At 57.4% G+C, this 21,776-nt stretch carries 22 protein-coding genes and 1 tRNA gene; 13 read left to right on the forward strand and 10 right to left on the reverse strand.

Annotated elements, in window-relative coordinates; genetic code table 11:
- Positions 1 to 275 precede the first annotated feature (275 nt).
- Both msrQ and msrP read right to left on the reverse strand, forming a co-directional pair.
- On the reverse strand, positions 276 to 890 hold the full coding sequence (gene msrQ, locus ACR0C3_RS17210) for a protein-methionine-sulfoxide reductase heme-binding subunit MsrQ (protein ID WP_170722157.1): 615 nt from the start codon (positions 888 to 890) through the stop codon (positions 276 to 278).
- Positions 891 to 893: 3 nt separating this feature from the next.
- Positions 894 to 1,796, reverse strand: a complete 903-nt coding sequence (gene msrP, locus ACR0C3_RS17215; protein WP_170689300.1) for a protein-methionine-sulfoxide reductase catalytic subunit MsrP — start codon at positions 1,794 to 1,796, stop codon at positions 894 to 896.
- A 198-nt stretch (positions 1,797 to 1,994) separates the two neighbouring features.
- On the opposite strand from msrP, the gene ACR0C3_RS17220 reads away from it, so the two are divergent.
- The 3 genes from ACR0C3_RS17220 to ACR0C3_RS17230 all read left to right on the forward strand — a co-directional run bounded on the left by ACR0C3_RS17220 (position 1,995) and on the right by ACR0C3_RS17230 (position 4,758).
- Positions 1,995 to 2,954 carry a hypothetical protein gene (locus ACR0C3_RS17220; RefSeq protein ID WP_480759637.1) on the forward strand — a complete coding sequence of 320 codons (960 nt, stop codon included), beginning with the start codon at positions 1,995 to 1,997 and terminating at the stop codon, positions 2,952 to 2,954.
- A gap of 128 nt (positions 2,955 to 3,082) precedes the next feature.
- Positions 3,083 to 3,898: a cyclase family protein gene (locus tag ACR0C3_RS17225; protein WP_480759638.1), complete on the forward strand. Its 816-nt coding sequence runs from the start codon at positions 3,083 to 3,085 to the stop codon at positions 3,896 to 3,898.
- 119 nt (positions 3,899 to 4,017) lie between these two features.
- Positions 4,018 to 4,758: a class I SAM-dependent methyltransferase gene (locus tag ACR0C3_RS17230; RefSeq protein ID WP_480759640.1), complete on the forward strand. Its 741-nt coding sequence runs from the start codon at positions 4,018 to 4,020 to the stop codon at positions 4,756 to 4,758.
- A 145-nt stretch (positions 4,759 to 4,903) separates the two neighbouring features.
- Here the strand turns inward: ACR0C3_RS17230 and clpB are convergent, their stop codons facing one another.
- Positions 4,904 to 7,522: an ATP-dependent chaperone ClpB gene (gene clpB, locus ACR0C3_RS17235; protein ID WP_480759642.1), complete on the reverse strand. Its 2,619-nt coding sequence runs from the start codon at positions 7,520 to 7,522 to the stop codon at positions 4,904 to 4,906.
- Between the two features lie 192 nt (positions 7,523 to 7,714).
- Between clpB and ACR0C3_RS17240 the strand changes: the two genes are divergently transcribed.
- Positions 7,715 to 8,299, forward strand: coding sequence for an isopropylmalate isomerase (locus ACR0C3_RS17240; RefSeq protein ID WP_480759643.1), 585 nt, complete (start codon positions 7,715 to 7,717; stop codon positions 8,297 to 8,299).
- Here the strand turns inward: ACR0C3_RS17240 and ACR0C3_RS17245 are convergent.
- Entirely contained in the window at positions 8,269 to 8,586 is a 318-nt protein-coding gene (locus tag ACR0C3_RS17245) for a hypothetical protein (protein WP_170689306.1), read from the reverse strand. The two genes, ACR0C3_RS17240 and ACR0C3_RS17245, sit on opposite strands and share 31 nt — an antisense overlap.
- 139 nt (positions 8,587 to 8,725) lie before the next feature.
- Here ACR0C3_RS17245 and pyrF point away from each other — a divergent pair, with 139 nt between their 5' ends.
- Together pyrF and ACR0C3_RS17255 are read left to right on the forward strand one after the other, a co-directional pair.
- Positions 8,726 to 9,430 (forward strand): orotidine-5'-phosphate decarboxylase, encoded by a 705-nt coding sequence (pyrF, locus tag ACR0C3_RS17250; RefSeq protein ID WP_170380117.1) that lies wholly within the window; start codon positions 8,726 to 8,728, stop codon positions 9,428 to 9,430.
- A gap of 388 nt (positions 9,431 to 9,818) precedes the next feature.
- The gene (locus ACR0C3_RS17255) at positions 9,819 to 11,072 is read left to right on the forward strand and encodes a DNA polymerase IV (protein WP_170689308.1); all 1,254 of its coding nucleotides are present in this window, start codon (positions 9,819 to 9,821) and stop codon (positions 11,070 to 11,072) included.
- Positions 11,073 to 11,075: 3 nt separating this feature from the next.
- Here the strand turns inward: ACR0C3_RS17255 and ACR0C3_RS17260 are convergent, their stop codons facing one another.
- A complete protein-coding gene (locus tag ACR0C3_RS17260; RefSeq protein ID WP_170689309.1) occupies positions 11,076 to 11,936 on the reverse strand; it encodes an N-formylglutamate amidohydrolase in 861 nt (286 codons plus the stop codon).
- 147 nt (positions 11,937 to 12,083) lie between these two features.
- On the opposite strand from ACR0C3_RS17260, the gene ACR0C3_RS17265 reads away from it, so the two are divergent.
- From ACR0C3_RS17265 to ACR0C3_RS17285, 5 genes are all read left to right on the forward strand, one after another.
- Positions 12,084 to 12,158: transfer RNA gene (locus ACR0C3_RS17265), tRNA-Val, on the forward strand.
- A gap of 91 nt (positions 12,159 to 12,249) precedes the next feature.
- Positions 12,250 to 12,375, forward strand: coding sequence for a type B 50S ribosomal protein L36 (ykgO, locus tag ACR0C3_RS17270; RefSeq protein WP_008755722.1), 126 nt, complete (start codon positions 12,250 to 12,252; stop codon positions 12,373 to 12,375).
- A 203-nt stretch (positions 12,376 to 12,578) separates the two neighbouring features.
- On the forward strand, positions 12,579 to 13,595 hold the full coding sequence (locus ACR0C3_RS17275; protein ID WP_480759645.1) for a Fe(3+) ABC transporter substrate-binding protein: 1,017 nt from the start codon (positions 12,579 to 12,581) through the stop codon (positions 13,593 to 13,595).
- Positions 13,596 to 13,714: 119 nt separating this feature from the next.
- Positions 13,715 to 14,269, forward strand: a complete 555-nt coding sequence (locus ACR0C3_RS17280; protein ID WP_480759646.1) for a helix-turn-helix domain-containing protein — start codon at positions 13,715 to 13,717, stop codon at positions 14,267 to 14,269.
- The gene (locus ACR0C3_RS17285) at positions 14,266 to 14,799 is read left to right on the forward strand and encodes an N-acetyltransferase family protein (RefSeq protein ID WP_480759647.1); all 534 of its coding nucleotides are present in this window, start codon (positions 14,266 to 14,268) and stop codon (positions 14,797 to 14,799) included. The genes ACR0C3_RS17280 and ACR0C3_RS17285 overlap by 4 nt, the downstream gene beginning before the upstream one ends.
- 164 nt (positions 14,800 to 14,963) lie before the next feature.
- Here the strand turns inward: ACR0C3_RS17285 and ACR0C3_RS17290 are convergent, their stop codons facing one another.
- The 3 genes from ACR0C3_RS17290 to ACR0C3_RS17300 form a co-directional block, all read right to left on the reverse strand.
- Positions 14,964 to 15,620, reverse strand: a complete 657-nt coding sequence (locus ACR0C3_RS17290; protein ID WP_480759648.1) for a lipid-binding SYLF domain-containing protein — start codon at positions 15,618 to 15,620, stop codon at positions 14,964 to 14,966.
- A gap of 166 nt (positions 15,621 to 15,786) precedes the next feature.
- Positions 15,787 to 16,647 (reverse strand): tyrosine-protein phosphatase, encoded by an 861-nt coding sequence (locus ACR0C3_RS17295; RefSeq protein ID WP_480759650.1) that lies wholly within the window; start codon positions 16,645 to 16,647, stop codon positions 15,787 to 15,789.
- A gap of 67 nt (positions 16,648 to 16,714) precedes the next feature.
- A complete protein-coding gene (locus ACR0C3_RS17300; RefSeq protein WP_480759651.1) occupies positions 16,715 to 18,373 on the reverse strand; it encodes a sulfatase-like hydrolase/transferase in 1,659 nt (552 codons plus the stop codon).
- A gap of 342 nt (positions 18,374 to 18,715) precedes the next feature.
- Between ACR0C3_RS17300 and ACR0C3_RS17305 the strand changes: the two genes are divergently transcribed.
- Positions 18,716 to 19,609, forward strand: coding sequence for a helix-turn-helix domain-containing protein (locus ACR0C3_RS17305; protein ID WP_480759652.1), 894 nt, complete (start codon positions 18,716 to 18,718; stop codon positions 19,607 to 19,609).
- A 21-nt stretch (positions 19,610 to 19,630) separates the two neighbouring features.
- On the opposite strand, the gene ACR0C3_RS17310 is transcribed toward ACR0C3_RS17305, so the two are convergent.
- Both ACR0C3_RS17310 and ACR0C3_RS17315 read right to left on the reverse strand, forming a co-directional pair.
- Positions 19,631 to 20,401 carry a hypothetical protein gene (locus ACR0C3_RS17310; protein ID WP_480759653.1) on the reverse strand — a complete coding sequence of 257 codons (771 nt, stop codon included), beginning with the start codon at positions 20,399 to 20,401 and terminating at the stop codon, positions 19,631 to 19,633.
- 74 nt (positions 20,402 to 20,475) lie between these two features.
- Positions 20,476 to 20,991: a DUF805 domain-containing protein gene (locus ACR0C3_RS17315; protein ID WP_480759655.1), complete on the reverse strand. Its 516-nt coding sequence runs from the start codon at positions 20,989 to 20,991 to the stop codon at positions 20,476 to 20,478.
- A gap of 381 nt (positions 20,992 to 21,372) precedes the next feature.
- On the opposite strand from ACR0C3_RS17315, the gene ACR0C3_RS17320 reads away from it, so the two are divergent.
- Positions 21,373 to 21,684: a hypothetical protein gene (locus ACR0C3_RS17320; RefSeq protein ID WP_480668731.1), complete on the forward strand. Its 312-nt coding sequence runs from the start codon at positions 21,373 to 21,375 to the stop codon at positions 21,682 to 21,684.
- The last annotated feature ends 92 nt before the right edge of the window (positions 21,685 to 21,776 follow it).

A 21,776-nucleotide genomic window follows, 5' to 3' on the forward strand; every position in this document is an offset into this window, starting at 1 on the left:
CTCCACCGTCTCTCCAGTGCGTCTCACCGTCTCGCCGGTGTGTCACCAGCGCCTCAGCAGCGCCGGTGAAGGGGGTTCTAAGGTTTAGCGCAGAAGGCCGCAAGCGGAAAAAGCAAAAAAGCGGAGAAAAATTCGGATACCCCATTTTGTTACACAAAAACATAAACTTAATGAAGGCGGATACCGCGCAGACACCCCCAATCGCCGCCCCGACCATCCGGAATCACTGCCACCAGATCATTGTCCACACAGTTACCCACAGACTCGGTCAAAACTTACGCGGAATCGGCCTGCCTCAGCCGAGTCAGCAGGCCCGGTATCGGCAGACGCGCGAGCAGCAGCCCTATGATCGCGGCGAGATAGAGAAGTGGCTCCAGCTGGAAACCCTTCGCCAACATCACATAGTGGATACCGCCAAGCAGAACGACCGGATAGACCAGTTTGTGCAACTTGCGCCAGCGCGGGCCAAGTTTTCGCACCGACCAATTGTTCGATGTCATGGCCAAAGGCAGTAACAAAACGAACCCCGCCATGCCGACAGTTATATAGGGGCGCTTGAGGATATCAGCCCAAATCTGGCCAAGCAGCTGAACGTCGAGCACCAGCCAGACCAGCAGGTGCAGCGCGACATAGGAAAAGGCCAGCACGCCGATTGCTCGGCGGAACTTCATGAGATTCAAGCCAAGATGCTGGCGCAGAGGGGTCACTGCCAGGCCAAGAATGAGCAGTTGCAGGGCCAGCTCCCCCAACTTATGTTCGAGCGCTGTGATCGGCTCGACCCCGAGCCCCCCTGTGAGCGCAAGATACAGGAACCAAGGGGCCGGAAGGGCCCCAGCCAGATAGACCGCCCAAACGGGGATCTTGCGTATGGCCTGGTTCACTGCTTGCATGGCTCAATAGTATTCCTTGAGGTCCATACCTTCATACAGGCTGGCGACCTCTTGTTCATAGCCATTGAACATGAGGGTCGGGATACGCTTGGCAAACAGACCGCCGCCGATCTGGCGCTCGGACGCCTGCGACCAACGCGGATGGTCCACATTCGGGTTCACGTTACTATAGAAGCCATACTCGCGCGGTGCGGACATGTTCCAGCTGGTGGGCGGCTCATCCTCGGTCAGAGTGATCTTCACGATCGACTTGATCGACTTGAACCCGTATTTCCACGGCACCACCAACCGCAGCGGAGCGCCGTTCTGGTTGGGGATCGGACGGTCATAGATGCCTGTCGCCATGATGGTCAGCGGGTGCATCGCCTCATCCAGACGCAGACCCTCGCGGTAGGGCCATTCCAGAATCGGGAAGCGCGTGCCGGGCATCTCATCGGGACGGTAGGCCGTTTCAAAGGCCACATACTTCGCGCCCTCCTGCACACCCGCCATATTCAACAGGTCGGCCAGTTCGAACCCGTTCCACGGAATCACCATCGACCAGGCCTCGACACAGCGGAAGCGGTAGATGCGTTCTTCGACTGTCATCTCGGAAATGATGTCCTTGAAGTCATATGTTCCGGGGCGATCCACCAGACCGTCGATCTCAATGCTCCAGGGTTCGGTCACGAGGGTATGGGCATACTTGGCCGGGTCGTCCTTGCCAGTGCCAAACTCGTAAAAGTTATTGTAGCTGGTGATCTCTTCCCAGGTGTTCGGCTCCAGCGCCTCTTGCGCCGCAGCGGGGCGGGCCATCGCGGTCAGCCCGACACCTGCCAGCCCGGACATAACCTGCCGCCGGTTCAGAAACGCCGCCCTTGGGGTGACGTCGGCATGTGTCAAAGTGTTGGTCCAGCGATGCGCCATTTGGGTCTCCGTATTGAATCCGCCTCAGGGTGAGGTAGTCCGCTGATAGCACAGAGCCAAGGAAACAGGCGTCACGATTGAGCGAACTGACTGTAACGCAACTGCGTCAGCCCGCGACTAAGGCATTTTTGGCGGCTGGTTCTAGCAGTCTCAATCAAGTATGCGGGAATCATCTAATAGTTGATCAGAGTTGGTCCCGTGCTCGTATTTCAGGCCTTTCCTTTTTCGCTGTCCGTTTTGTGGCGCTATATTATTGTCTTTCCCGTCCTGCTGGTCGCGCTTGTCGTCTACGGGTTGATAGGCGGTATACTGAGCGCGCTGATCGGGCTGCTCATTCCAGGCCTATCGGTTCTGATCTCGTTCTTTGTAGGCGCATCCTCAGGCGTAATCCCAATACTGGTCGGCAGCCGTTTGGGCCTTCAGGCCTGCGAGGTTTCTCCGAGTAACGGTTACCGCAAGTTTGTCTTTCCGGCAGTTGTCTACGGCGCCGTCGAAGCCATTGGGATCAGTGTGGCCGCCGCCCTGATTGCCGCGCTCGCCGTCGGTGCCGTCAGCGTAGGTGGCGGCGTTCCCGAGGACCCGGCCGCATTTTTTGCGAACCTGACGCCCGTGCATATCACGATGTTCTCAGGTGTTGTGATCCTGCTCTTTGCAGCGATCTGCGCGCTGAGGGCCGGATTTCTAGTACCGATTGCGGCGGCCTCGATCGGGCGGGACCCCAATGGCCGCCCTTATACGCCATTCAACCATTTCGGTGCTTTCTTTCTGCAGCTTTTCGCCGTGGTGGCGATCAGCTTTGTCGGTGCTATCTTTTTCTTTGCTCTGTTTATCGTTGGACTTACCGCAATCTACGGTCCGAGCACACTGGTCAACGACGTTCAATTGATCGGCGAGATGACGGCCGGGACAGCCCCGTTTTCCGTCACTGCGCCGATGATCGCAACTGTCGTGGCCTATATCCTCCTTGCCAGCTGGGCCTTCAGCTATCAATGCGCAGGCGGGGTTCTGGCTTATCTGCGCCTCAGCGGTGGTGCCGCGCGCAAGACCCCAAGCACCGAGACATTGATTGAACCCACGCCGCAGCCCACGACCAGCTCAGGCCCCAAAATGAGTTCGGAAGAGCTGCGCGCCCTGCGTAAAAGCCGTGAGTTCCGCTAGGACGCCCTGTACGCCACAACAGACAGCACCCTTTACACAGAAGGGGTCAGCGCGGCACTCTACTTGACAGGTGGTACGGTCCGCGACACCGGTCGCCCGACCCTGCCACCCATCAGGGAGGATACCGTATGTGTGATATCTGCGTAATGAATGCCGTCAAAGACAAGATGCTGTCCCGTCGGAGCTTCTTCAAAGCCGCCGCAGCCACTGGCGTGGCAGCCGCCGCAACAGGCGCGAGCGCTCCGGCGGCCTTGGCCGCAGGGCATGGCGGGGTCGAGGACATGACCCACACCCTCAGCCCCGAGTTTCCGACATGGGGAGGAGAACCCGGCGTCTCCGCCGAACAGGCGTTCAACTTTGCGGATCACGGGTTCAACCTGTTCAACTTGTCGATCAACGAACATACTGGCACTCATATCGATGCGCCCCTGCATTTCTCGGCCGACGGAACCTCAGTCGATGAGATTCCAGTGACAGATCTGGTTGCGCCGCTCTGCGTCGTGGATATCGCCGCCCGCGCCGCCGAAGATGCCGATACTCGCGTGACGCCCGATGACCTCAAGGCGTGGATCGCGGCGAACGGAGACATCCCCGACGGTGCCTGTGTCGCCATGCATTCCGGCTGGGGTGGAAAAACGGCGACCGACGCGTTTCGCAATTTCGACGGAGAAGCGCAGCACTATCCCGGCTTCCACGTTGAGGCCGCGCAGATGCTGATGGAGGAAACCGGCGCGCGATCCATGGCGGTCGACACGCTGTCGCTGGATCACGGCATGTCCGCCGATTTCGCCACCCACTACGCCTGGCTGCCCACCGGCCGGTTCGGGATCGAGTGTCTGGCCAATCTCGACCGCGTCCCAGCCGCCGGGGCCACCCTGGTGATAGGAGCGCCCAAACACAAAGGCGGCACCGGAGGCCCCGCCCGGATTTTCGCGTTGATCTAGAGGTATCTAAACGCAGAGACTTGTTTACGTTCTCTTGTAAGCCGGGTGGATCTGCATCATCGTTCAAAATCCACCCGGTTCCTTGAGAAGACGCAAAACCAATGATTACAAGTCAACAAATGATGGATGCAACGGCCCTGCCCCCCGTGGCCGACCTCTGTTTTGATGCTTTTTCCAAGCAGGATCTCGTGAACCTGATCATGCAAAGATCCAGGATTATTTTCGACCAACCTCGTTCTGGCAGAATAACCAAGGCGTGGAGCGCCGGAAACGCTGAACCCGCTCTATCGCTAGTCGAAAAACACGGTATCGAGCTGGCCAAGCGAGCCGCTGCTGTCATTTATCTTGAATACCTGCAGATCCGAGACGCGATTCAGGACTTGAATCCACGATCTGTCGCAGACATCGGGTGCGGCTACGCCATGTTTGATTTGTTTTTGTGGAAAGATTGCCGATGCAGCCTGAACCTCATTGATCTAGAAACCTCTGAGGAAAGGCATTTCGGTTATCAGGAAAAGGGGGCAGCCTATTCAAGCTTGTCTGTCGCTCATTCGTTTTTGACACAAAATGGCGTCGACAGTAGCGACATAACTTGCTTGAATCCCAGAACAGACGATCTGGGCGAGGTTGGACCGATCGACCTTGCCATGAGTTTCATCTCCTGCGGCTTTCACTATCCGGTAAAAACCTACGAGACGTTCTTCAAGACCGCCGTCAAACCGAACGGTGTCATAATTCTTGACCTGAGACCGCGTCAATCAAGAGAGGGCAGGCGGATCCTCAAAGAACTTGGATCAGTTTCTAGCCTTATTGACATTGAAACAGGTGGTAAGGATCGGGTGCTGGTCAGAAAACAGTAGCAGATTGCCAATCTTTTGCTCATCTGCGTGACTATGAGTAGATCCGCGAACCTTTTGTTTTACAGTCCAGATCAAACGGTCTGGAACTCAACACCTTAAAATGGCGACCCGCCGCGTTTGGCGGGTCGCCTTTCACTCAACGTGTTTAATGCACTACGGCATCATCCGGGCGGGGGCGGTCGGAGGTGCCCAGTCGGTCGCCGATGATCAGGCCCTCAGCGCCAGCGGTGACGGGGACGGTCTCGCCATCCTTGATCTCACCGGCCAGCAGCGCCTCGGCCAAGGGGTTCTGCAACGCGCGCTGGATCACACGCTTCAGTGGGCGCGCACCGAAGACCGGGTCATAGCCTTCATCGGCAAGCCACTGTTTTGCGCCCTCGTCCAGAACCAGCTCGATCTTGCGCGCGGCCAGACGTTTTTGCAGACGCGCCATCTGGATATCGACGATGCCATCCATATCGGCCCGCTTGAGCCTGTCAAAGATGATCGTCTCGTCCAGTCGGTTTAGGAATTCGGGCCGGAAATGTGCCCGGACCGCGTCCATCACATCCCGCCGCGCCTGCGCGCTGTCTGCCCCTTCGGGCAGTTGGCTGAGCGCCTGAGAGCCAAGGTTGGACGTCAGGATAATCAGCGTCTGCTTGAAGTCCACAGTGCGGCCCTGACCGTCGGTCAGCACGCCATCATCGAGAACCTGCAACAGCACGTTGAACACATCCGGATGCGCCTTTTCGACCTCGTCAAATAGCACGACCTGATAGGGTCTGCGCCGCACGGCTTCGGTCAGCACACCGCCTTCGTCATACCCAACATAGCCCGGAGGGGCACCAATTAGACGCGCGACCGCGTGTTTCTCCATGAACTCGGACATGTCGATGCGCACCATCGCATTGTCGTCGTCGAACAGGAAGTTCGCTACGGCCTTGGTCAGTTCGGTTTTACCTACGCCGGTGGGCCCGAGGAACAAGAACGAGCCCAGCGGGCGGTTTTCATCGTTCAGGCCCGCGCGCGCGCGTCGCACGGCGTTGGACACGGCGGTCACGGCGGCATCTTGGCCGATCACACGGGAGTGCAGATCGTCTTCCATCCGCAGCAGTTTCTCGCGTTCCCCTTCCAGCATCTTGGCAGTCGGGATACCAGTCCAGCGTTCAACCACGGATGCGATCTGTTCCGGGCGCACCGTTTCCTCGGCCATCATGGCGTTGCTTTCGGCGTTTTCGGCCTCGGTCAGCTTTTTCTCAAGCTCGGGGATGATGCCGTAGGACAGCTCACCTGCCTTTGCCAGATTGCCTTCGCGTTTGGCGATTTCCAGATCAGCGCGCGCCTTGTCGAGCTGTTCTTTCAGATCACGCGCACCCGCGAGCTTGTCACGTTCGGCCTGCCACTGGGCGGTCATCTCAGCCGATTGCTCCTGCAGATCGGCCAGATCCTTTTGCAGGGTTTCCAAACGATCCTTCGAGGCCGCGTCGTCTTCCAGTTTCAGCGCCTCTTCCTCGATCTGCATCTGCAGGATCTGGCGATCCAACTGATCGAGCTCTTCCGGCTTGGAGTCCACCTCCATCCGCAACCGCGACGCCGCCTCATCGACAAGGTCAATGGCCTTGTCGGGCAGGAACCGGTCGGTGATATAACGATGCGACAAGGTCGCCGCCGACACCAATGCGGAATCCGAAATACGCACGCCGTGGTGCAGCTCGTACTTTTCCTTGATGCCACGCAGTATGCTGATCGTGTCCTCGACGGTCGGTTCGGTGACCATCACGGGCTGGAACCGGCGCGCAAGGGCCGCGTCTTTTTCCACGTACTTGCGATACTCATCCAACGTGGTCGCGCCGATACAATGCAGCTCACCCCGAGCAAGCGCAGGCTTGATCAGGTTGGCGGCATCCATCGCGCCGTCAGATTTGCCGGCACCGACCAGCGTGTGCATCTCGTCGATGAAAAGGATGATCTCACCAGCGGCCTCGGTCACTTCGGTCAGCACCGCCTTGAGGCGCTCTTCGAACTCACCGCGATACTTCGCACCAGCAATCAGCGCGCCCATGTCAAGCGCCAGCAGCTTCTTATCTTTCAGCGATTCCGGCACGTCGCCGTTGATGATGCGCAGGGCCATACCCTCGGCAATCGCGGTTTTACCAACGCCGGGTTCCCCGATCAGAACAGGGTTGTTCTTGGTACGGCGCGACAGAACCTGCATCGAGCGGCGAATTTCCTCATCCCGCCCGATGATCGGATCGATCTTACCCTCGGCCGCGGCCTCGGTCAGATCGCGCGCATATTTCTTGAGCGCGTCATAGCCCTCTTCCGCCGACGCACTGTCCGCGGTGCGACCCTTACGGATATCATTGATGGCTTCGTTCAGTTTCTGAGCAGAAACGGCCCCGGCCTCCAAAGCTTCCTTGGCTTTGGATTTGACCATGCAGAGCGCCATCAGCACCCGTTCCACGGGCACAAAGCTATCGCCTGCTTTGGTGGCAATCTTCTCGGCCTCGTCCAAAACCTTGGCGGTCTGGCCATCCATGTAAGTCTGGCTAGCGTCACCGCTGACCTTCGGGATTTTCCCCATCGCGGCATCCAACGCCTCAACCACGCGGTTCGGCGCGCCGCCCGCGCGGGTGATCAGGTTGCTCGCCAGCCCCTGATCATCGTCCATCAACGCCTTAAGTATATGTGTAGGCTCCAGCCTCTGGTGCCCCTCGCGCAGCGCAATAGTCTGCGCTGCCTGCACGAATCCCCGTGCCCGCTCGGTGAACTTGTTCAAGTCCATAGCATTCTCCTTTTCTCAAGCGCCCCGTTTTGATGCGCCCGCTTGGCGGCACGCGTCGATTGAGGCCTCACATTCAATTTGGGTAATGTCGGCGTGTATTCAAGATTGTCTTGGCAGAATAACATGATGCATGCTGGGAACCTGAATGATCTCGGTCAATTGCGAAAAAAACCGTCTTAGGAGCGCACCTCTATGATCTCAGCCTCCGCGCTACGCAGCTGCATTGCAGAACAATGGTCGCCCACCATTGGCGACCCAAGCGTGATCGGTTGGCTCACGGTTGCCGCATACGGTTTCGCCGCACTGCTATGCCTGCGCGCAAGGCGAAATTCCCACGTCCGGTGGTTCTGGCTGATCCTCGCGCTGCTGTTGTTTGCTTTGATGATCAACAAACAACTGGATCTGCAATCCGCGCTTACGGCCAGCGCCCGCTGTCTGTCGCAGATGCAAGGCTGGTACGAGGATCGCAAGTCTGTCCAGATCGGCTTTATCATTGTTGTCGTGTTCAGCGGCTTCTGGATCTCGCTTGTCAGCCTCTGGTTCCTTCGTAAACACTTGCGAGAGGTCGGCATCGCCCTGATCGGCTTTGTCACTCTGATCTGTTTTGTGATGATCCGCGCCGCCGGGTTTCACAACTTCGATGCCTTTCTGGGCGCCGAGATCATGTCGATCCGAATAAACTGGCTTCTGGAACTGTCCGGAATCACCCTGATTGCGGCGAATGCAGCATGGGTGGGCAGACGCCGTCAGCCGCGCGGAATGGAGTATACCGAATAGCCGCCGGTTTGCGCCACCGGCTCTAACGTATATGTCTCGACCAAGGATTGTTCGGCGCTGCTGCCGGTCGGGCACGAGACAAGATCGGCGGTGTGATCCAGAAATTCGACGGTAAAGGCGCTCTCACCTGTAAGCTGGCACCAATCATCCTCGGATCGGTAGCCGCGAACCAAAGGCAGGTTGTCATTGGTCGGCGCGGGCGCCGCGCCTGTGTCCGATGTGCCTGAGGCGGGTTCGTCGCAGGCGCCCATCATCAGCGCCACTCCGAGCAAGGCAAGCTTTCTCATCTTCTGTCCCTTCATGTGACCTATTGATCGATTTGAGCCACTGTAACACAGATCATCCTCTTTCGATTGGGCGGACCCGCATGGACAGTTGCGCCCGAACCCGCTAGGAGGCAGACGTTTGCCAGCAAGGAGACCCAACATGTCCGATGACCGCCTGATCGTAGCCCTTGACGTCCCGAACGCTCTGCAAGGTTTGGCGATGGCCGAACGGTTGGGTGATGCGGTGTCGTTCTACAAGATCGGGCTGGGAATGCTGACGGGCGGCGGTCTGGCTTTGGCCAATGAGCTGAAACAGGACCATGGCAAGCGCATCTTTCTGGACATGAAGCTGTTCGACATCGGCAACACGGTAGAAAACGCGGTGCGTGGTCTGGCGCAGTTCGATCTTGATTTCCTGACCGTTCATGGCGACCCGCATGTGGTGCGCGCGGCGAAAGAAGGCGCATCCGGCAAGGACCTGAAGATCCTTGCAGTGACTATCCTGACCTCGCTCAACCGTGATGATTTGGATGCCAGCCTGTTGAAGGCAGGCGATGTGCAGGATCTGGTGGTTGAGCGCGCGGCCAAAGCGCTGGAGGCCGGAGCCGACGGTGTGATCGCCAGCCCGCAAGAGGCCGCGCTGATCCGCGCCCTGCCCCAGGCCGAGGGCCGCTTGATCGTGACACCGGGCGTGCGCCCTGCCGGGGCCGCTCTGGGCGATCAAAAACGCGTCGCAACGCCGGCCAGTGCGATCGGAGATGGGGCGGATCATATTGTTGTCGGGCGTCCGATCTATCAGGCGGAGGACCCGAAAGCCGCAGCCGAGGCCGTTCTGGCCGAGTTAAAATCATTGACAAGCCATTGATCGCAGACGGGCATTCAACGCCTCAGACCTCCGAAACAGCAGTGATTTCTTTACCTTAGGTCAAGAGGGGGAATGTTCCCCTGGTTTCCCCCTGTGCCCGAAAACACACAAACCCGGCACAAGTTTTAGGGAATAACGCGGCCACCTATCTAAATATAGCGTTTTGAGCGATTCTGGGGCGGAGTTACTCCCCAACGAACTACCTCTTCCTGTGGTTCGTTACCTTCCCCCCGCCCCAAGCGGGGGGTTTTCTTGACAGTGCGACTCTCAGCTCAAACCACTAGATTTCTGAAGACTGTCCAAGCCTCTGTTGCGTTCACACGAAAGCCGATAGACACTATAGCTTCGAACACCCAGAGCCACCCTTTTCGGGTCGCGAAAAGTAGCCATGCCCACGATCTGCCGCGAATGCCTGACCAGTTTCCCGGACGCGCCGCGCTGCCCGTCCTGCGGTAGCCCGCGGCTGAAATCGCACCCTGAGCTGTTTGACCTTTCGATTGCGCACATGGATTGTGACGCGTTCTATGCCTCGGTTGAAAAGCGCGACAATCCTGAATTGGCGGACAAGGCAGTGATTGTGGGGGGCGGGAGACGCGGGGTCGTTTCAACCGCTTGCTACGTGGCGCGCATCCGGGGCGTGCGCTCGGCCATGCCGATGTTCAAAGCGCTGCAACTGTGTCCGGACGCTGTGGTGATCAAACCGCGCATGTCGGTCTACGCCGAGGTATCTCGTCAGATCCGCGCGATGATGGATGAGCTGACGCCCAAGGTCGAACCACTGTCGCTGGACGAGGCTTTCCTCGATCTGTCCGGCACCGAACGCCTGCATGGCGCGCCGCCTGCGGTGATGCTGGCGCGTTTGGTCAAGCGCATGAAGGATGAATTGGGGCTGACAGGCTCCATCGGTTTAAGCCACAACAAGTTTCTGGCCAAGGTCGCCTCGGACCTCGACAAGCCGCGCGGGTTTTCCGTGATCGGGAAGGCCGAAACGGCTGACTTCCTGCACGACAAACCTGTATGGCTGATCTGGGGCATCGGCCCGGCAGCGCAGGAATCGTTGGAGCGCGCGGGGATCCGTACCTTCTCGGACCTGCTGCGCTGGGATCAGGAGGCGCTGACCGCGCGGTTCGGATCGATGGGGTATCGCCTGTGGCATCTGGCACGCGGCCAGGACAAGCGCCGGGTCTCGGCCCACGAACCGATGAAATCGATCAGCAACGAAACCACGTTTTTCGAAGACACCTCCAACCTCGAGATTCTGGATGGGCATCTGTGGCGCATGGCGCTGAAGGTCTCGGACCGGGCCAAGGCCAAGGATCTGGCGGGTCGGGTGGTGACGCTGAAGCTGAAAAAGGCGAATCACAAGATCATCACGCGCCGCGTTTCGCTGCGCGATGCGACGCAAATCGCGGATCGCATCTACAGAACCGCGCGCGGGCTGTTCGATCAGGTGGGAGATAAGGGTCCCTATCGCCTGTTGGGATGCGGGCTGTCCGATCTGTGCCCAGCGGAGCAGGCAGACATCTCAGGCGACTTACTGGACCCTAACGCGACACGCAGGTCTCAGGCCGAACGCGCCACGGATGAGATTCGCAAACGGTTTGGAACCGATGCAATCGTTAAAGGCCGCGCGCTGCGGTGACGCCTATTCCGCCGCCAGCCGCTGCGGTTCGGAACCGATCTCGGCAATCTCCGCGATCACTTGCCGCAGTATCTTGGAGAACGCCATGAAATTGGCATTGGGCGAGATCGTGTCTTCGTTCATGTAGATCGAGCGGTCGATTTCAACCTGAATCGCGTGTTGCTGACGACCAGGGCGACCGTAGGTTTGGGTCACATAAGCCCCAGCAAAGGGCGCGTTCCGCGCGACGACCAATCCCGCCGAGGTAAAGGCAGCCTCAATTCGGTCCACGATCTCGGTTGATGCCGATGCACCGAAACGATCGCCCAGCACGATCTCGGGGCGTGTGTTGCGTGCGGTACTGGCCATGGCCACCGCCTCATGCGGCATCGAATGGCAATCGACCAGAATCGCCTGCCCGAATTTCGCATGTGACTCCGCCAGCAAGGTCTTGAGGCGGCTGTGATAGGGGCGCCAATAGGTGTCGATGCGCAGGCGCGCCTCATCCATGGTCAGTTTGCCACGATAAATCGCACGCCCATTTGCCACCACGCGGGGAATCACCCCAAGCCCCGAGGCCACGCGCGGATTGTGCCCTTGCCGTTTTGCGCCTTGAATCAGGGCTGGGTCCAGTTCATCCGCGCTGCGGTTGAGGTCCAAATAAGCCCGTGGCATTGCCGCCTTGATCAGCGGCGCCCCGAAATCCGAGGCCGAGGCAAAGAGCTGATCTACAAAGGCATCTTCCGAGGATCGAATCACATCAGACCCCAAAACCGAGCGCTTCAGAAACGCTTCTGGATAGTCACGGCCACTATGCGGCGATGAAAAAACAACGCATGAACTGCGGTTTTCGGGCATATCCAGAAAATAGGAAGGGTTCTTCATGGTCTCTCCGTGTTCAGGATTAACATAGACTGGAAAATAGTTCTTCCAAACCCCTTGAACCCATTTGCGACTCCTTTTATAGACCCCGCTACCGGCGCGGGTATCCGCGCCCCATTTCGTTATGGGGCAGGACACGCAAAGGGACGTGGGCGGTTAGCTCAGCGGTAGAGCACTTCGTTGACATCGAAGGGGTCACAAGTTCGATCCTTGTACCGCCCACCATCTATTCACTGCTTCGGCTTGCCGAGGCACCCGACAAACCCAGGCGCTGGCCACGTCTTTGATGAAGGCGCCGCAGATTGGAGACAGACCCATGAAGGTCAAGAACTCGCTCCGCTCGCTCAAGAACCGGCACCGTGATTGCCGTATTGTGCGTCGCAAAGGCCGCGTCTACGTGATCAACAAGACGCAGCGCAAGTTCAAAGCTCGCCAGGGCTAAGAACTGCACATATCTCTTCGAAAGAACCGCGCCTTTGGGTGCGGTTTTTTTTGTGCCTGTTGGCTTCGTTCAGCGTCGCCGTCCAAAGCGCCCCATATGTCGCACGATTTTTGTCGGGTTTTACTTGCAAACCGAAATCAATACGTTAATTGAGTGTTTAACTCGGGTTTACCCCGGTGGAATACTCAATGTTGGGAGCAATCATGTTTAAATCCACGACCTGTATCGCGGCTGGCCTTGCAGCCATGGTCGCCACGTCCGCAACAGCAGAAGGCGAGCTGAACATCTATTCGTCGCGCCACTACGACACCGACGAGCGCCTTTATTCGGATTTCGAGGATGCAACCGGCATCACCATCAACCGAATCGAAGGCAAGGCAGATGAGCTGATCGCGCGCATGGAAGCCGAGGGCGTGAACTCCCCTGCTGATATTCTGCTGACCGTCGACACCTCGCGTCTTGAGCGCGCGAAGAACGCGGGCGTGCTGCAGACAATCGACAGCGCCGTATTGGAAGAGCGTATCCCGTCGAACCTTCAGGACAGCGACAACCAGTGGTTCGGTTTCTCGCAGCGGGCGCGCATCATTTTCTACAACAAGAACGCAGTCTCCGAGCCGCCGCAGACCTATGCTGATCTGGCAGACCCCAAATACAAGGGCCAGCTGTGCATCCGCTCGAGCACCAATGTCTACAACCAGACGCTGCTGGCCTCGATCATCGAAAACGCCGGATCCGAAGCCGCCAAAACCTGGGCCGAAGGCGTCGTGGCCAACATGGCGCGTGACCCGCAAGGCGGTGACACCGACCAGCTGCGCGGCGTCGTCTCGGGTGAGTGTGACCTTGCCGTGTCCAACACCTACTACTTTTCCCGCGCAATCCGGAAAGACGTCGATGGCGTCTCGGCCGAGCGTGACGTGATCGGCTGGGTGTTCCCGGATCAGGACGGCAATGGCGCGCATGTGAACCTGTCGGGTGGGGGTGTAGCCGCAAATGCGCCCCACAAGGACAATGCCATCAAGTTCCTGGAATACCTGGCAAGCGATCAGGCGCAGCAGTACTTCTCGGCCGGCAACGACGAATACCCAACGGTTAAGGGCGTCGCCGTTTCCGAGTCCGTGGCCGAACTGGGCGATTTCAAAGCAGACGATGTCGATCTGTCTGCCGTTGCCAAGAACCTGCCCGAAGCGCAGAAAACCTTTAACGAGGTTGGCTGGAAGTAAGACGCCTCCATACTTAGGAAGTATAAGGGGCGCGGTAAATTCCGCGCCCTTTTTCTTTTGCAAAATTATATTTTAAAGCTACTATTCTCACATGCGGAAATTTCTCTCATAATTGATCAATGCTGGATTCCCTCGCAAACCGCCTTGCCATTCGCCTGAAAGAGCTGCGCCAAAGCCGCGGCTGGTCATTGGATCAGCTGGCGGACAGTAGCGGCGTCAGCCGGGCAACCCTGTCGCGTATGGAAAAGGCTGGGGTCAGCCCGACGGCAGAAACACTCGGCCGACTTTGCGCCGCTTACGGTTTGCCAATGTCGCGTCTGCTGATGATGGTCGAGGAGAGTTTCGACCCCAAGGTCCCGTTTGAACGGCAACCCGAATGGCGGGATCCGGAAACAGGGTTCACGCGCCGATCCGTCTCACCCCCTTCAACCGGGTTGAGCGGTGAGGTGCTGGAATGCCACCTGCCGCCGGATACGGTGGTTCGGTACGAAACGCCTCCGAAACCGGGGCAGGAACACCACCTGATCGTTCTGGATGGAAGCCTAACGCTCACCGTGGACGGCACCGCGCATACGCTCGGTGGAGGTGACTGCCTGCGATACCACCTATCCGGCCCAACACAATTTGAAACCGGCGCCACCCGGGGCGCGCGCTACATGCTGGTGCTGATATGATCACACGACTGACCGATGCCACCTTCGACGCGGCGCTCAATGACCTGACCGAGATCCTGCATGGTTGCGTGCATGCGGGCGCGAGTATCGGGTTCATCTTGCCGTTCCACCACGCAGACGCCCAGCGCTATTGGGAGACTCGCGTTCGCCCTGAACTGCGCGCAGGGGCCTTGGACCTGTTTGTTGCGGAAAGCGGAGGGCGTATCCGTGGGACGGTACAGTTGATTCCGGCCTCAATGCCCAATCAGCCGCACCGCGCCGATGTCGCCAAGCTTTTGGTCCATCCCGATGCGCGACGCCAGGGCCTAGGGCGCAGCTTGATGAACGCGCTCTTCGCTCGCTCATCTGAGCTGGGCAGAACAACGCTTGTGCTCGATACGCGCAGCACCGACCCATCGCGGATTCTCTACCAAGGCCTTGGCTTTCAAACCGCAGGAGAGATTCCGAACTACTGCCGCAACCCGTTCGAACCCGCGCTGGAGCCGACAACCTTCATGTTCAAGGACCTCACCCAAGCGCTAAAGCCATAGACCGGAGACGCACTTTGAGTTGATCTGTCCAGGTCGTCAGGTTTTCGGACGGAAAGCATGCGACCCTCGCGACAGATCAAGCAGGACTATTTGAACAGAGGCCATGGGTGCCTCGTATCAAGAAATGAGCGATCCTTGCATGTGTAGCGCAGTCACCCCGCAGTTCACTTTTCGATCTTGGTGATCTTAGTGCCCTGAAGACCGGCGCCTGCCATAAGCCCTTCTTGACCAAAGATGATTGGCACGATGTCGCCCTGCAGATCGTTTGTTCCCATCGATGCCGACCAGCCTTCGTCACCGCCAACGAGCGTGGGGCCACTGCCGACCTCCCACCCATCGTTGTTCTGCATATAGGCAAGGGCGTCAGAATTGAGGAAAAACAGAGCGTAAGAGAAATGCTGAATGCCAGCCTGAAAACCATAGGACGCACCGGCAATATTGTAGTACCCGGTCGTGACGCCGTTTTCCCGCATCGCGCCTTCTCCAAACTGACCCCCAACCATCAGGCCACCTTTGGTGATCCTGGGAAAAACCAAAACAGCGACTGACTTGTTGGACAGATCCGCCGCCTCAGGGGAACTCGCGAGAAGTTGCGCCAGTGCGGCATCTACACCGGCGTCGATCTCGGACGCAGACGCACCGTCCGCCGCATGCAGTACGGTCTCACCCGCCGATTCAGCGACATCCCCAACTTTTTTGGCCGCATCAGAAACCCCTTCTGTCACTTTGTCTAAAAAGTTCTGAGCGTTGGCAGTTGAACTGCTTGAAAGGTGGAAAAAAACCACCATCGCGATGAAAGCCAAAGGCATAAAGCGCAGCATTTCTTCCTCCTCTCGGTTTTGTTTTTTGCAGAATCGTACCTGAGACCCTTCGCGGTGAAAACCCGTTGGCTAGCATGTGGTACGAACGCTTGCTTCGCATGGCTTTGGTGTCCGAAACCGCCAGCCTTCGACCGATTGTTTTCACAAGTGAATTTTCGCCGCCAGCCTAGTTCAGATACCGGTTGCGGAGGGTTTCAAAATCCGCATCCGTCAGCCCCAGCCCCTGGCGAAGGTAGTCGTCCACCGAGCCATAGCTTGCCTCAACGCTCTTGTAGAACTCATCAAGATAGGCCTCTCGCACCCCCAGCGATGGCCAGACTGCTTCCGGCGTCATATTTGTCCCTTCGGCCGCATTGACTTCGGCCGCGATCTGTTGGGCCTTGTTGTCCGCGTCCTTGAGCGCATTGCTCATCATGAAATCCGATTGGATCTCGTCTTTGGAAACACCAAGCGCTGTTAGCACAAGCGCGGTCGCGACACCGGTACGATCCTTGCCGCCCGAACAATGATACAGAACCGCCTCACCCTCCGGCTGGTCCAGCAAGACATCGAACAGATCTCGATATTCCTCAGTGTAGTCAGTTGCGATATAGCCAAAGGCCCCCAAGAACAAAGCATCTGTTTCTGCTTCGGTTGCCGTGCCCGCCTTGATGCTGGCACGCATATCATCAATCATCTGGCTTTCATTCTCCATCACCGGGAAATGATGGCGCGCGGGCCCCTCTCCTTCGGGCCATTGCGCGGGATGCGCCGTTGCCTCTGACGTTGTTCGCAAATCAACGATTGCGCTAACACCCATATCGTCCAGGCGCTGCATGCTGGGTGCGTTGATCTGATCGATCTCACCGGATCTGATGAGCTGCCCTGCCCGTACGGTGCGACCGTCTTCGGTTGTAAGGCCACCCAGGTCGCGCGTATTCAAGACACCCTCTAGCGGGATGGCACGATCTTCGGCTGCAAGAACAGGATGAAAGGTACCGGCGACAAACAGCAGGGTCGCAGCACCGATAGATCTGAAAAGACTCATGTCTCTCTCCATTGCTGTATCGAGCGGGACTGTGATCGACGCGCCCCGAAAGGCGCGCCGTTGAAGGCTATTCTTGCCAGCTCATGAACACCTCGCGGGCCTCTTGGCTTTCGGGGCGCAGGTTTTCGATGCCGCCATAGGGGATATCTTTGCCGATCTCAGAGTTTGGATACTTGGCGATCATTTTCTGATGGCGCTTGATCATATCCTGGAACGAGGCACCGGCCCAAAGAGAGTATCCAACCAGCGGGTGTTCTTCGCGGGGGTCGCGATAGACGTTATAGGTCGGCGCTGCGGCCCCGGGGGCGCCGGGCGCGGGTAGATGCATCTTGAATTCCTGCTTGACAACCGAACGCAGAACCGGCCCCTCGTAGACGTACACGTAGTCGCGGCGGCCATTGCCCTCACCCTCAAGCAGCAGGGCGGTCTGGTCGATACCGTCAATCACCCGGTCGCGCGGGATGAAATCCGTTGCACCTGCAATGCGGGCCATCGTCGTGTAGATATCCGAGACGTGAAAGATGTCACCGGCAGCACTGTCAGCTTCAATCACTCCGGGCCAGCGAATGAAGGCATCTGTGCGGACGCCGCCCTCAAGATGCTGGGTCTTGCCGCCGCGATAGATCAACTGGTTCAGGCCCGACGTCCCCTCGTAATGATACATCAACCCGTTATCCGCCATGATCATGACGATGGTGTTGTCGGCCTCGCCGGTCTCGTCCAGTTTGGCCAGCACCTCTCCGATCCAGCCGTCGAGCAGTTGTAGCTTGTCCGCATGAAAACCCCCATTCCGCGACAGCGCCTGATCCGGGTAGGCGAAGTTCAGCGGGTAAAGCGGCCAGTATTGCAGAAAAAACGGCTCATCCTGCGCGGCGACTTGTTCAAGCTGCTCCAGTGCCTGCGCCTGATAGCGTTCGTTCATCTGTTCGTACTTGGCCTGCGTCCATTCTTCGCCCGCTTCCATGTCAACCTCGCGCGCGGTGCCGCCTGCCTGCGCCTCGACACCGGTGACCAGACCATAGGGCTTGAACCGTTCATCCAGCAGAAACTGGTTGTTCTGCCCCGAGGAGTGATATCCCAGCATGTTGTTGGCCTCCATGGCCTCGCGGGTCATCAGGCTGAGTTGAACCTGCTGGTGCAGCGGAAAAACCGCGTAGTCAAAGCCCTGATTGTGCGGATAGGCTTCTTCGATATCGCCCTGATGCCACTTCCCTACATGCGACGTGTTGTAACCGGCCTGTTTCAGGATCTCCGGCAGGGTAACCTCGCTTGCGGGCAGTCCCTCGCCGACCAGGGCAACCTTAACCTCTTCCACTCCGGCCCGGATCGGGTGCCGACCGGTTAGCATGGCCGTGCGTGTTGGCGTGCAGGAGGGCTCCGTATACATGCGCATCAGCGACATGCCTTCACTGGCGAAGTCGTTGATATTGGGGGTCTCGATCCCCATCACATAGTTCATCTTGCGCTCGCCCATCTGGCCGAAGCTGATGTCGTCGATAAGAATATAAAGAAAGTTCGGAGGCTTGCCGTCATTGGCCTCGCGGATCTCGGCCAACCTGGCCTCAATCTCAGCATCCTGCGCGTCCCATTGATCCCCGAACTGGGCCCGCAGGAATTCGAACTCACCATCATGAACGATCGCCTCTTGCTGCGCGCTTGCAGGCATGACGCCCAGCATGGCAAACAAACAGGCTGCGACACTGGTCTTACCTAAGGCTTTAGTCACTCTCGGACCTCCTTTTGACACTCGTAGATTCCAACGCCTGAACGATCAGTTCGTGGCATTTTGCGGAAAGGGATTGATTTGATCGTTTTGCCAGCTCTGAAAGCTGGCAATGTTCCGAAGGCGTCAGGAACGTCACCACCCGTTCGGATCGGGCATCCCCCTTCGGTAGCCGAGGGCGGCCCATTGTCGTATCGCTTGAAGACTCCGGCTTCACTTGACATTCCACCTATCGAATTCGTTACATTACCGGTAAACTGTCAGGATCTGGGGGTGGACCACATCAAGAATTCGCCAAATATGCGAAACGCGGCGCCGTCCGGTTGGGGCGGAGCGTCACCGGCGATGGCCCTATCTCTTGATCATCCAAACAGAATCGGAGAGCTCACGCCTTGGGAGATCGACTTTCGGCAGCTCGATCCCGGTCGGTTGTCCACAGCGATAACCGTGCGTTCAGGACAGGCTGTTTCTGCCCTCAACATCTCGATGAACCAGCGCGTCCACCAGCGTGGTGTTTCGCCTGACGGATGGAAGACATTTGGTATCCCCATGCGCGGCTCAATCGAAAAATGGCAGGCCAAAGACGTCACGGACAGCGCCTTTCTGGTCTTCGGTGATCAGGATGGCTTTGATGGCATCACGACCGCAGGGTTTTCAGGAAGCGTTGTTTCGTTTGCAACCGAAAGGCTAGAAAAGCTGGCCGAAACCTGCGGGTTTTACATCGAGGGCGACGAACCGGAAGCCCGCAAATTGGGCACCAAAGCGGGGTTGGCCAGCATGGCGCGACTGCAGGGGGCCGTCGTCCGATTGCTGAACGACGCAACTGCCATCTGGTATCAGGACACTGAAGAGGCGCTGATGCTTGAGGCCCTCAAGATCCTGACCGATACGGACGCGCATTTTGACAAAAGCCAAGCCGAAACCAGGCGGCGCGCCCTGAGCCGCGCAATTGATCTGATGCTTGCCAATCTGGAGGACCCGATCTCAATCGAAGAGATCTGCTCGGAATGCGCAGCCTCGTGGCGCACATTGGACCGCGCCTTCAAGGAACAGTTCGGCCTTGGCCCGAAGTCATATTACATGAGGCTCCGGCTGAACCGGGTTCGCGAGGACCTTCTGAACAGATCCTTCGATGGCTCAATAGCGGATGCTGCCAACCGCCACGGGTTTTGGCATATGGGCCAGTTTGCGAAAGACTACCGACTGTTTTTCGGCGAGCTGCCTTCGGAAACAAGATAAGGTGCCCGCTGGAGGGTGGGATCAATTACATTGATCATACCTGTAGTCCCCGTACTCCAGCCAGTTTGACGAGCCTTCGCTAAAAATCAGAAACTCGGATCTGTCTTCCCCAAGCAGGGCAACGACAAATCCGGCGGGCGGCTCATAGTTTCCGAAGTAACTGTAGGCCGTCATGGCTCTGATCGACTCGCCGTTGACCGTTACTCGCGCGTCCCACTCTCCCTCCGGGTTGTCCAAAATTACGGGTTCGATGACTCGCTCTACCGCTCCGCCACCACAATAGACGATGCCTTCTGGGGGTTCGTAGGAGGCCCCCTGGCTAGCACCTGAATCGCAGACTGAACGAAGGGACTGAATTGCCGCGCTGGAACCTTTCAATTCAAAGATTCCGTAGCTCACATCTTGATCAATCATGGACAGATTGACGGATGCATTGGCAGCAAGCTGGTCCAGTACAAAACCATAATCCTGCTGGCTATCGAAACTGACTTCGACAGGATAATTGTCGACGATCTGCACAGCAGCGTTTTCTGCGCCAACCTGAAATGCGCCAACTTCGGTCGTGCCGTTCTTCAAAAATCGAATGGAGAGCCCCTGCTTGTCCACAATATCCTGGCTGTCCTCATATCCAGCCGGAGCAAAGCGGATACGGTTACACTGAAGTTCCAGGGTCATGTTTCCGGTCTGAATAAAAGCATTGGGGTCAGGCCCGGAGTTGAACGACCACTCCGCTGATGCTGTGGTTGCCATTGTCATCATCAGCGTTCCAATGGAAATCTTTTTGAAACTCATTTTCTCTCTCCATGGTGTTGTGGTTCGTACTGTCATTCAGCCAGAGTTTCCGGGCCGATACTCGGGCAACCAGGTTAGGAAACAGGTGCGCCGTATTCGTTTGCGCCTTCTTGGGAAGGTCGTGTCAGCCACCAGATCATAAGGATGGACAGAACCAATTGAAGAATTGAGACAACAACAATACCGGTCACGCCCAGGACGGCCGCAGGTCCTCGCAATGCATCGGGGTTTTCGGTCCCTTGCTCCAATACCGAGAAGAACGCCACCCCACCCAGCATAACAAAAAGAGTTACAATGCTGAGCGCCATCGGCAGCAGCAAGTACCAGCCAGGTCGCCCTGTATCATGTAGCCTCCGCCAACCGGCGGCCAGCATAGGTATGAGAACCGCCATTTGGAAAACAGAGGACAGAACCCGTGATCCCTGCCCTGTTTCGGGGTTGGTCCCGAATAGGATCGTATCCAACACAGCCAAAGCCGCACTCACGAGAACCACAAACAAGAAGAACCACCAGTATTCTGAGCGTATAGCCCGACCGGAGAACTGGAAGTATTTCGAGAAACACGTTTTAACGGCTTCACCAAATCCCATTATTCAATCCTTTCTTCGTTTCTGTGCGGCCTCAGAACGCCTCGCGGACCCAAAAGTACGCCTTCGCCCTTCTGGGTTTTCCCGCCTTCTATTTTTGTTTGAACGCCAAAAACCTATCTTTCAAAAGGGTAGCGAAATTTACGCGCGGAAAAAATGTTGATTTATGAAAAATAAGATTCAAACATGCGAATTCGACTAGGCTTTATTTGACCCCCGTTGTTACCGGCCCCGGCAATCAACTCAATATCGATCTCCCGACCAATCCGTTGGCGACAAATCTTTGGGATAGGTAAGCACCGGATCGAGCTGTGCTCAATTGGCTGAATAGAAGCGGGCGCTTCAAAAAGGAGTGTCCAAATTCATTAAGTTCGAAGGACCCTGATGGAGAAGAAAATGACCAAAAAGACAGTGATGATTGCAGGCACAACTTTGTTTGCATTGCTTGCGGCATGTGACGAAACGAGTACGTCGGGCGCATCTGCCGAACCCACGCCCGCTCAGCAGGCGTGTTTGCGAGATGTGGCCAAAACAACGAACAATTCGCAAGTCGTTGTTCTCTCGTCCGCGTTTAGCGAAGCTGGAACACAAGTCACTGTCGGTGTTGGTGAGGATCGCGCTCCTTGGAATTGTATTGCTTACACGGATGGTGCGACAGCTGGTATCGAGTTCCTGGGCGACGAAGGCGCGCTGTAATCTGGTCGCTGTGTATCTCGAAAGCACCAGTCGTGATCAAATTTGAATACCGGCAAGCTCAGACATTCAAACCTCGTAATAGGATTGGGTTC

This window comes from Ruegeria sp. CK3, assembly GCF_056536565.1.

What these genes read in the sequence shown, in the direction of transcription:
- msrQ (WP_170722157.1), bottom strand. Translation starts at nt 890, where the DNA reads ATGCAAGCAGTGAACCAGGCCATACGCAAGATCCCCGTTTGGGCGGTC.
- msrP (WP_170689300.1), bottom strand. Translation starts at nt 1,796, where the DNA reads ATGGCGCATCGCTGGACCAACACTTTGACACATGCCGACGTCACCCCA.
- ACR0C3_RS17225 (WP_480759638.1), top strand. Translation starts at nt 3,083, where the DNA reads ATGTGTGATATCTGCGTAATGAATGCCGTCAAAGACAAGATGCTGTCC.
- ACR0C3_RS17230 (WP_480759640.1), top strand. Translation starts at nt 4,018, where the DNA reads ATGATGGATGCAACGGCCCTGCCCCCCGTGGCCGACCTCTGTTTTGAT.
- clpB (WP_480759642.1), bottom strand. Translation starts at nt 7,522, where the DNA reads ATGGACTTGAACAAGTTCACCGAGCGGGCACGGGGATTCGTGCAGGCA.
- ACR0C3_RS17240 (WP_480759643.1), top strand. Translation starts at nt 7,715, where the DNA reads ATGATCTCAGCCTCCGCGCTACGCAGCTGCATTGCAGAACAATGGTCG.
- ACR0C3_RS17245 (WP_170689306.1), bottom strand. Translation starts at nt 8,586, where the DNA reads ATGAGAAAGCTTGCCTTGCTCGGAGTGGCGCTGATGATGGGCGCCTGC.
- pyrF (WP_170380117.1), top strand. Translation starts at nt 8,726, where the DNA reads ATGTCCGATGACCGCCTGATCGTAGCCCTTGACGTCCCGAACGCTCTG.
- ACR0C3_RS17255 (WP_170689308.1), top strand. Translation starts at nt 9,819, where the DNA reads ATGCCCACGATCTGCCGCGAATGCCTGACCAGTTTCCCGGACGCGCCG.
- ACR0C3_RS17260 (WP_170689309.1), bottom strand. Translation starts at nt 11,936, where the DNA reads ATGAAGAACCCTTCCTATTTTCTGGATATGCCCGAAAACCGCAGTTCA.
- ykgO (WP_008755722.1), top strand. Translation starts at nt 12,250, where the DNA reads ATGAAGGTCAAGAACTCGCTCCGCTCGCTCAAGAACCGGCACCGTGAT.
- ACR0C3_RS17275 (WP_480759645.1), top strand. Translation starts at nt 12,579, where the DNA reads ATGTTTAAATCCACGACCTGTATCGCGGCTGGCCTTGCAGCCATGGTC.
- ACR0C3_RS17280 (WP_480759646.1), top strand. Translation starts at nt 13,715, where the DNA reads ATGCTGGATTCCCTCGCAAACCGCCTTGCCATTCGCCTGAAAGAGCTG.
- ACR0C3_RS17285 (WP_480759647.1), top strand. Translation starts at nt 14,266, where the DNA reads ATGATCACACGACTGACCGATGCCACCTTCGACGCGGCGCTCAATGAC.
- ACR0C3_RS17290 (WP_480759648.1), bottom strand. Translation starts at nt 15,620, where the DNA reads ATGCTGCGCTTTATGCCTTTGGCTTTCATCGCGATGGTGGTTTTTTTC.
- ACR0C3_RS17295 (WP_480759650.1), bottom strand. Translation starts at nt 16,647, where the DNA reads ATGAGTCTTTTCAGATCTATCGGTGCTGCGACCCTGCTGTTTGTCGCC.
- ACR0C3_RS17305 (WP_480759652.1), top strand. Translation starts at nt 18,716, where the DNA reads ATGGCCCTATCTCTTGATCATCCAAACAGAATCGGAGAGCTCACGCCT.
- ACR0C3_RS17310 (WP_480759653.1), bottom strand. Translation starts at nt 20,401, where the DNA reads ATGAGTTTCAAAAAGATTTCCATTGGAACGCTGATGATGACAATGGCA.
- ACR0C3_RS17315 (WP_480759655.1), bottom strand. Translation starts at nt 20,991, where the DNA reads ATGGGATTTGGTGAAGCCGTTAAAACGTGTTTCTCGAAATACTTCCAG.
- ACR0C3_RS17320 (WP_480668731.1), top strand. Translation starts at nt 21,373, where the DNA reads ATGGAGAAGAAAATGACCAAAAAGACAGTGATGATTGCAGGCACAACT.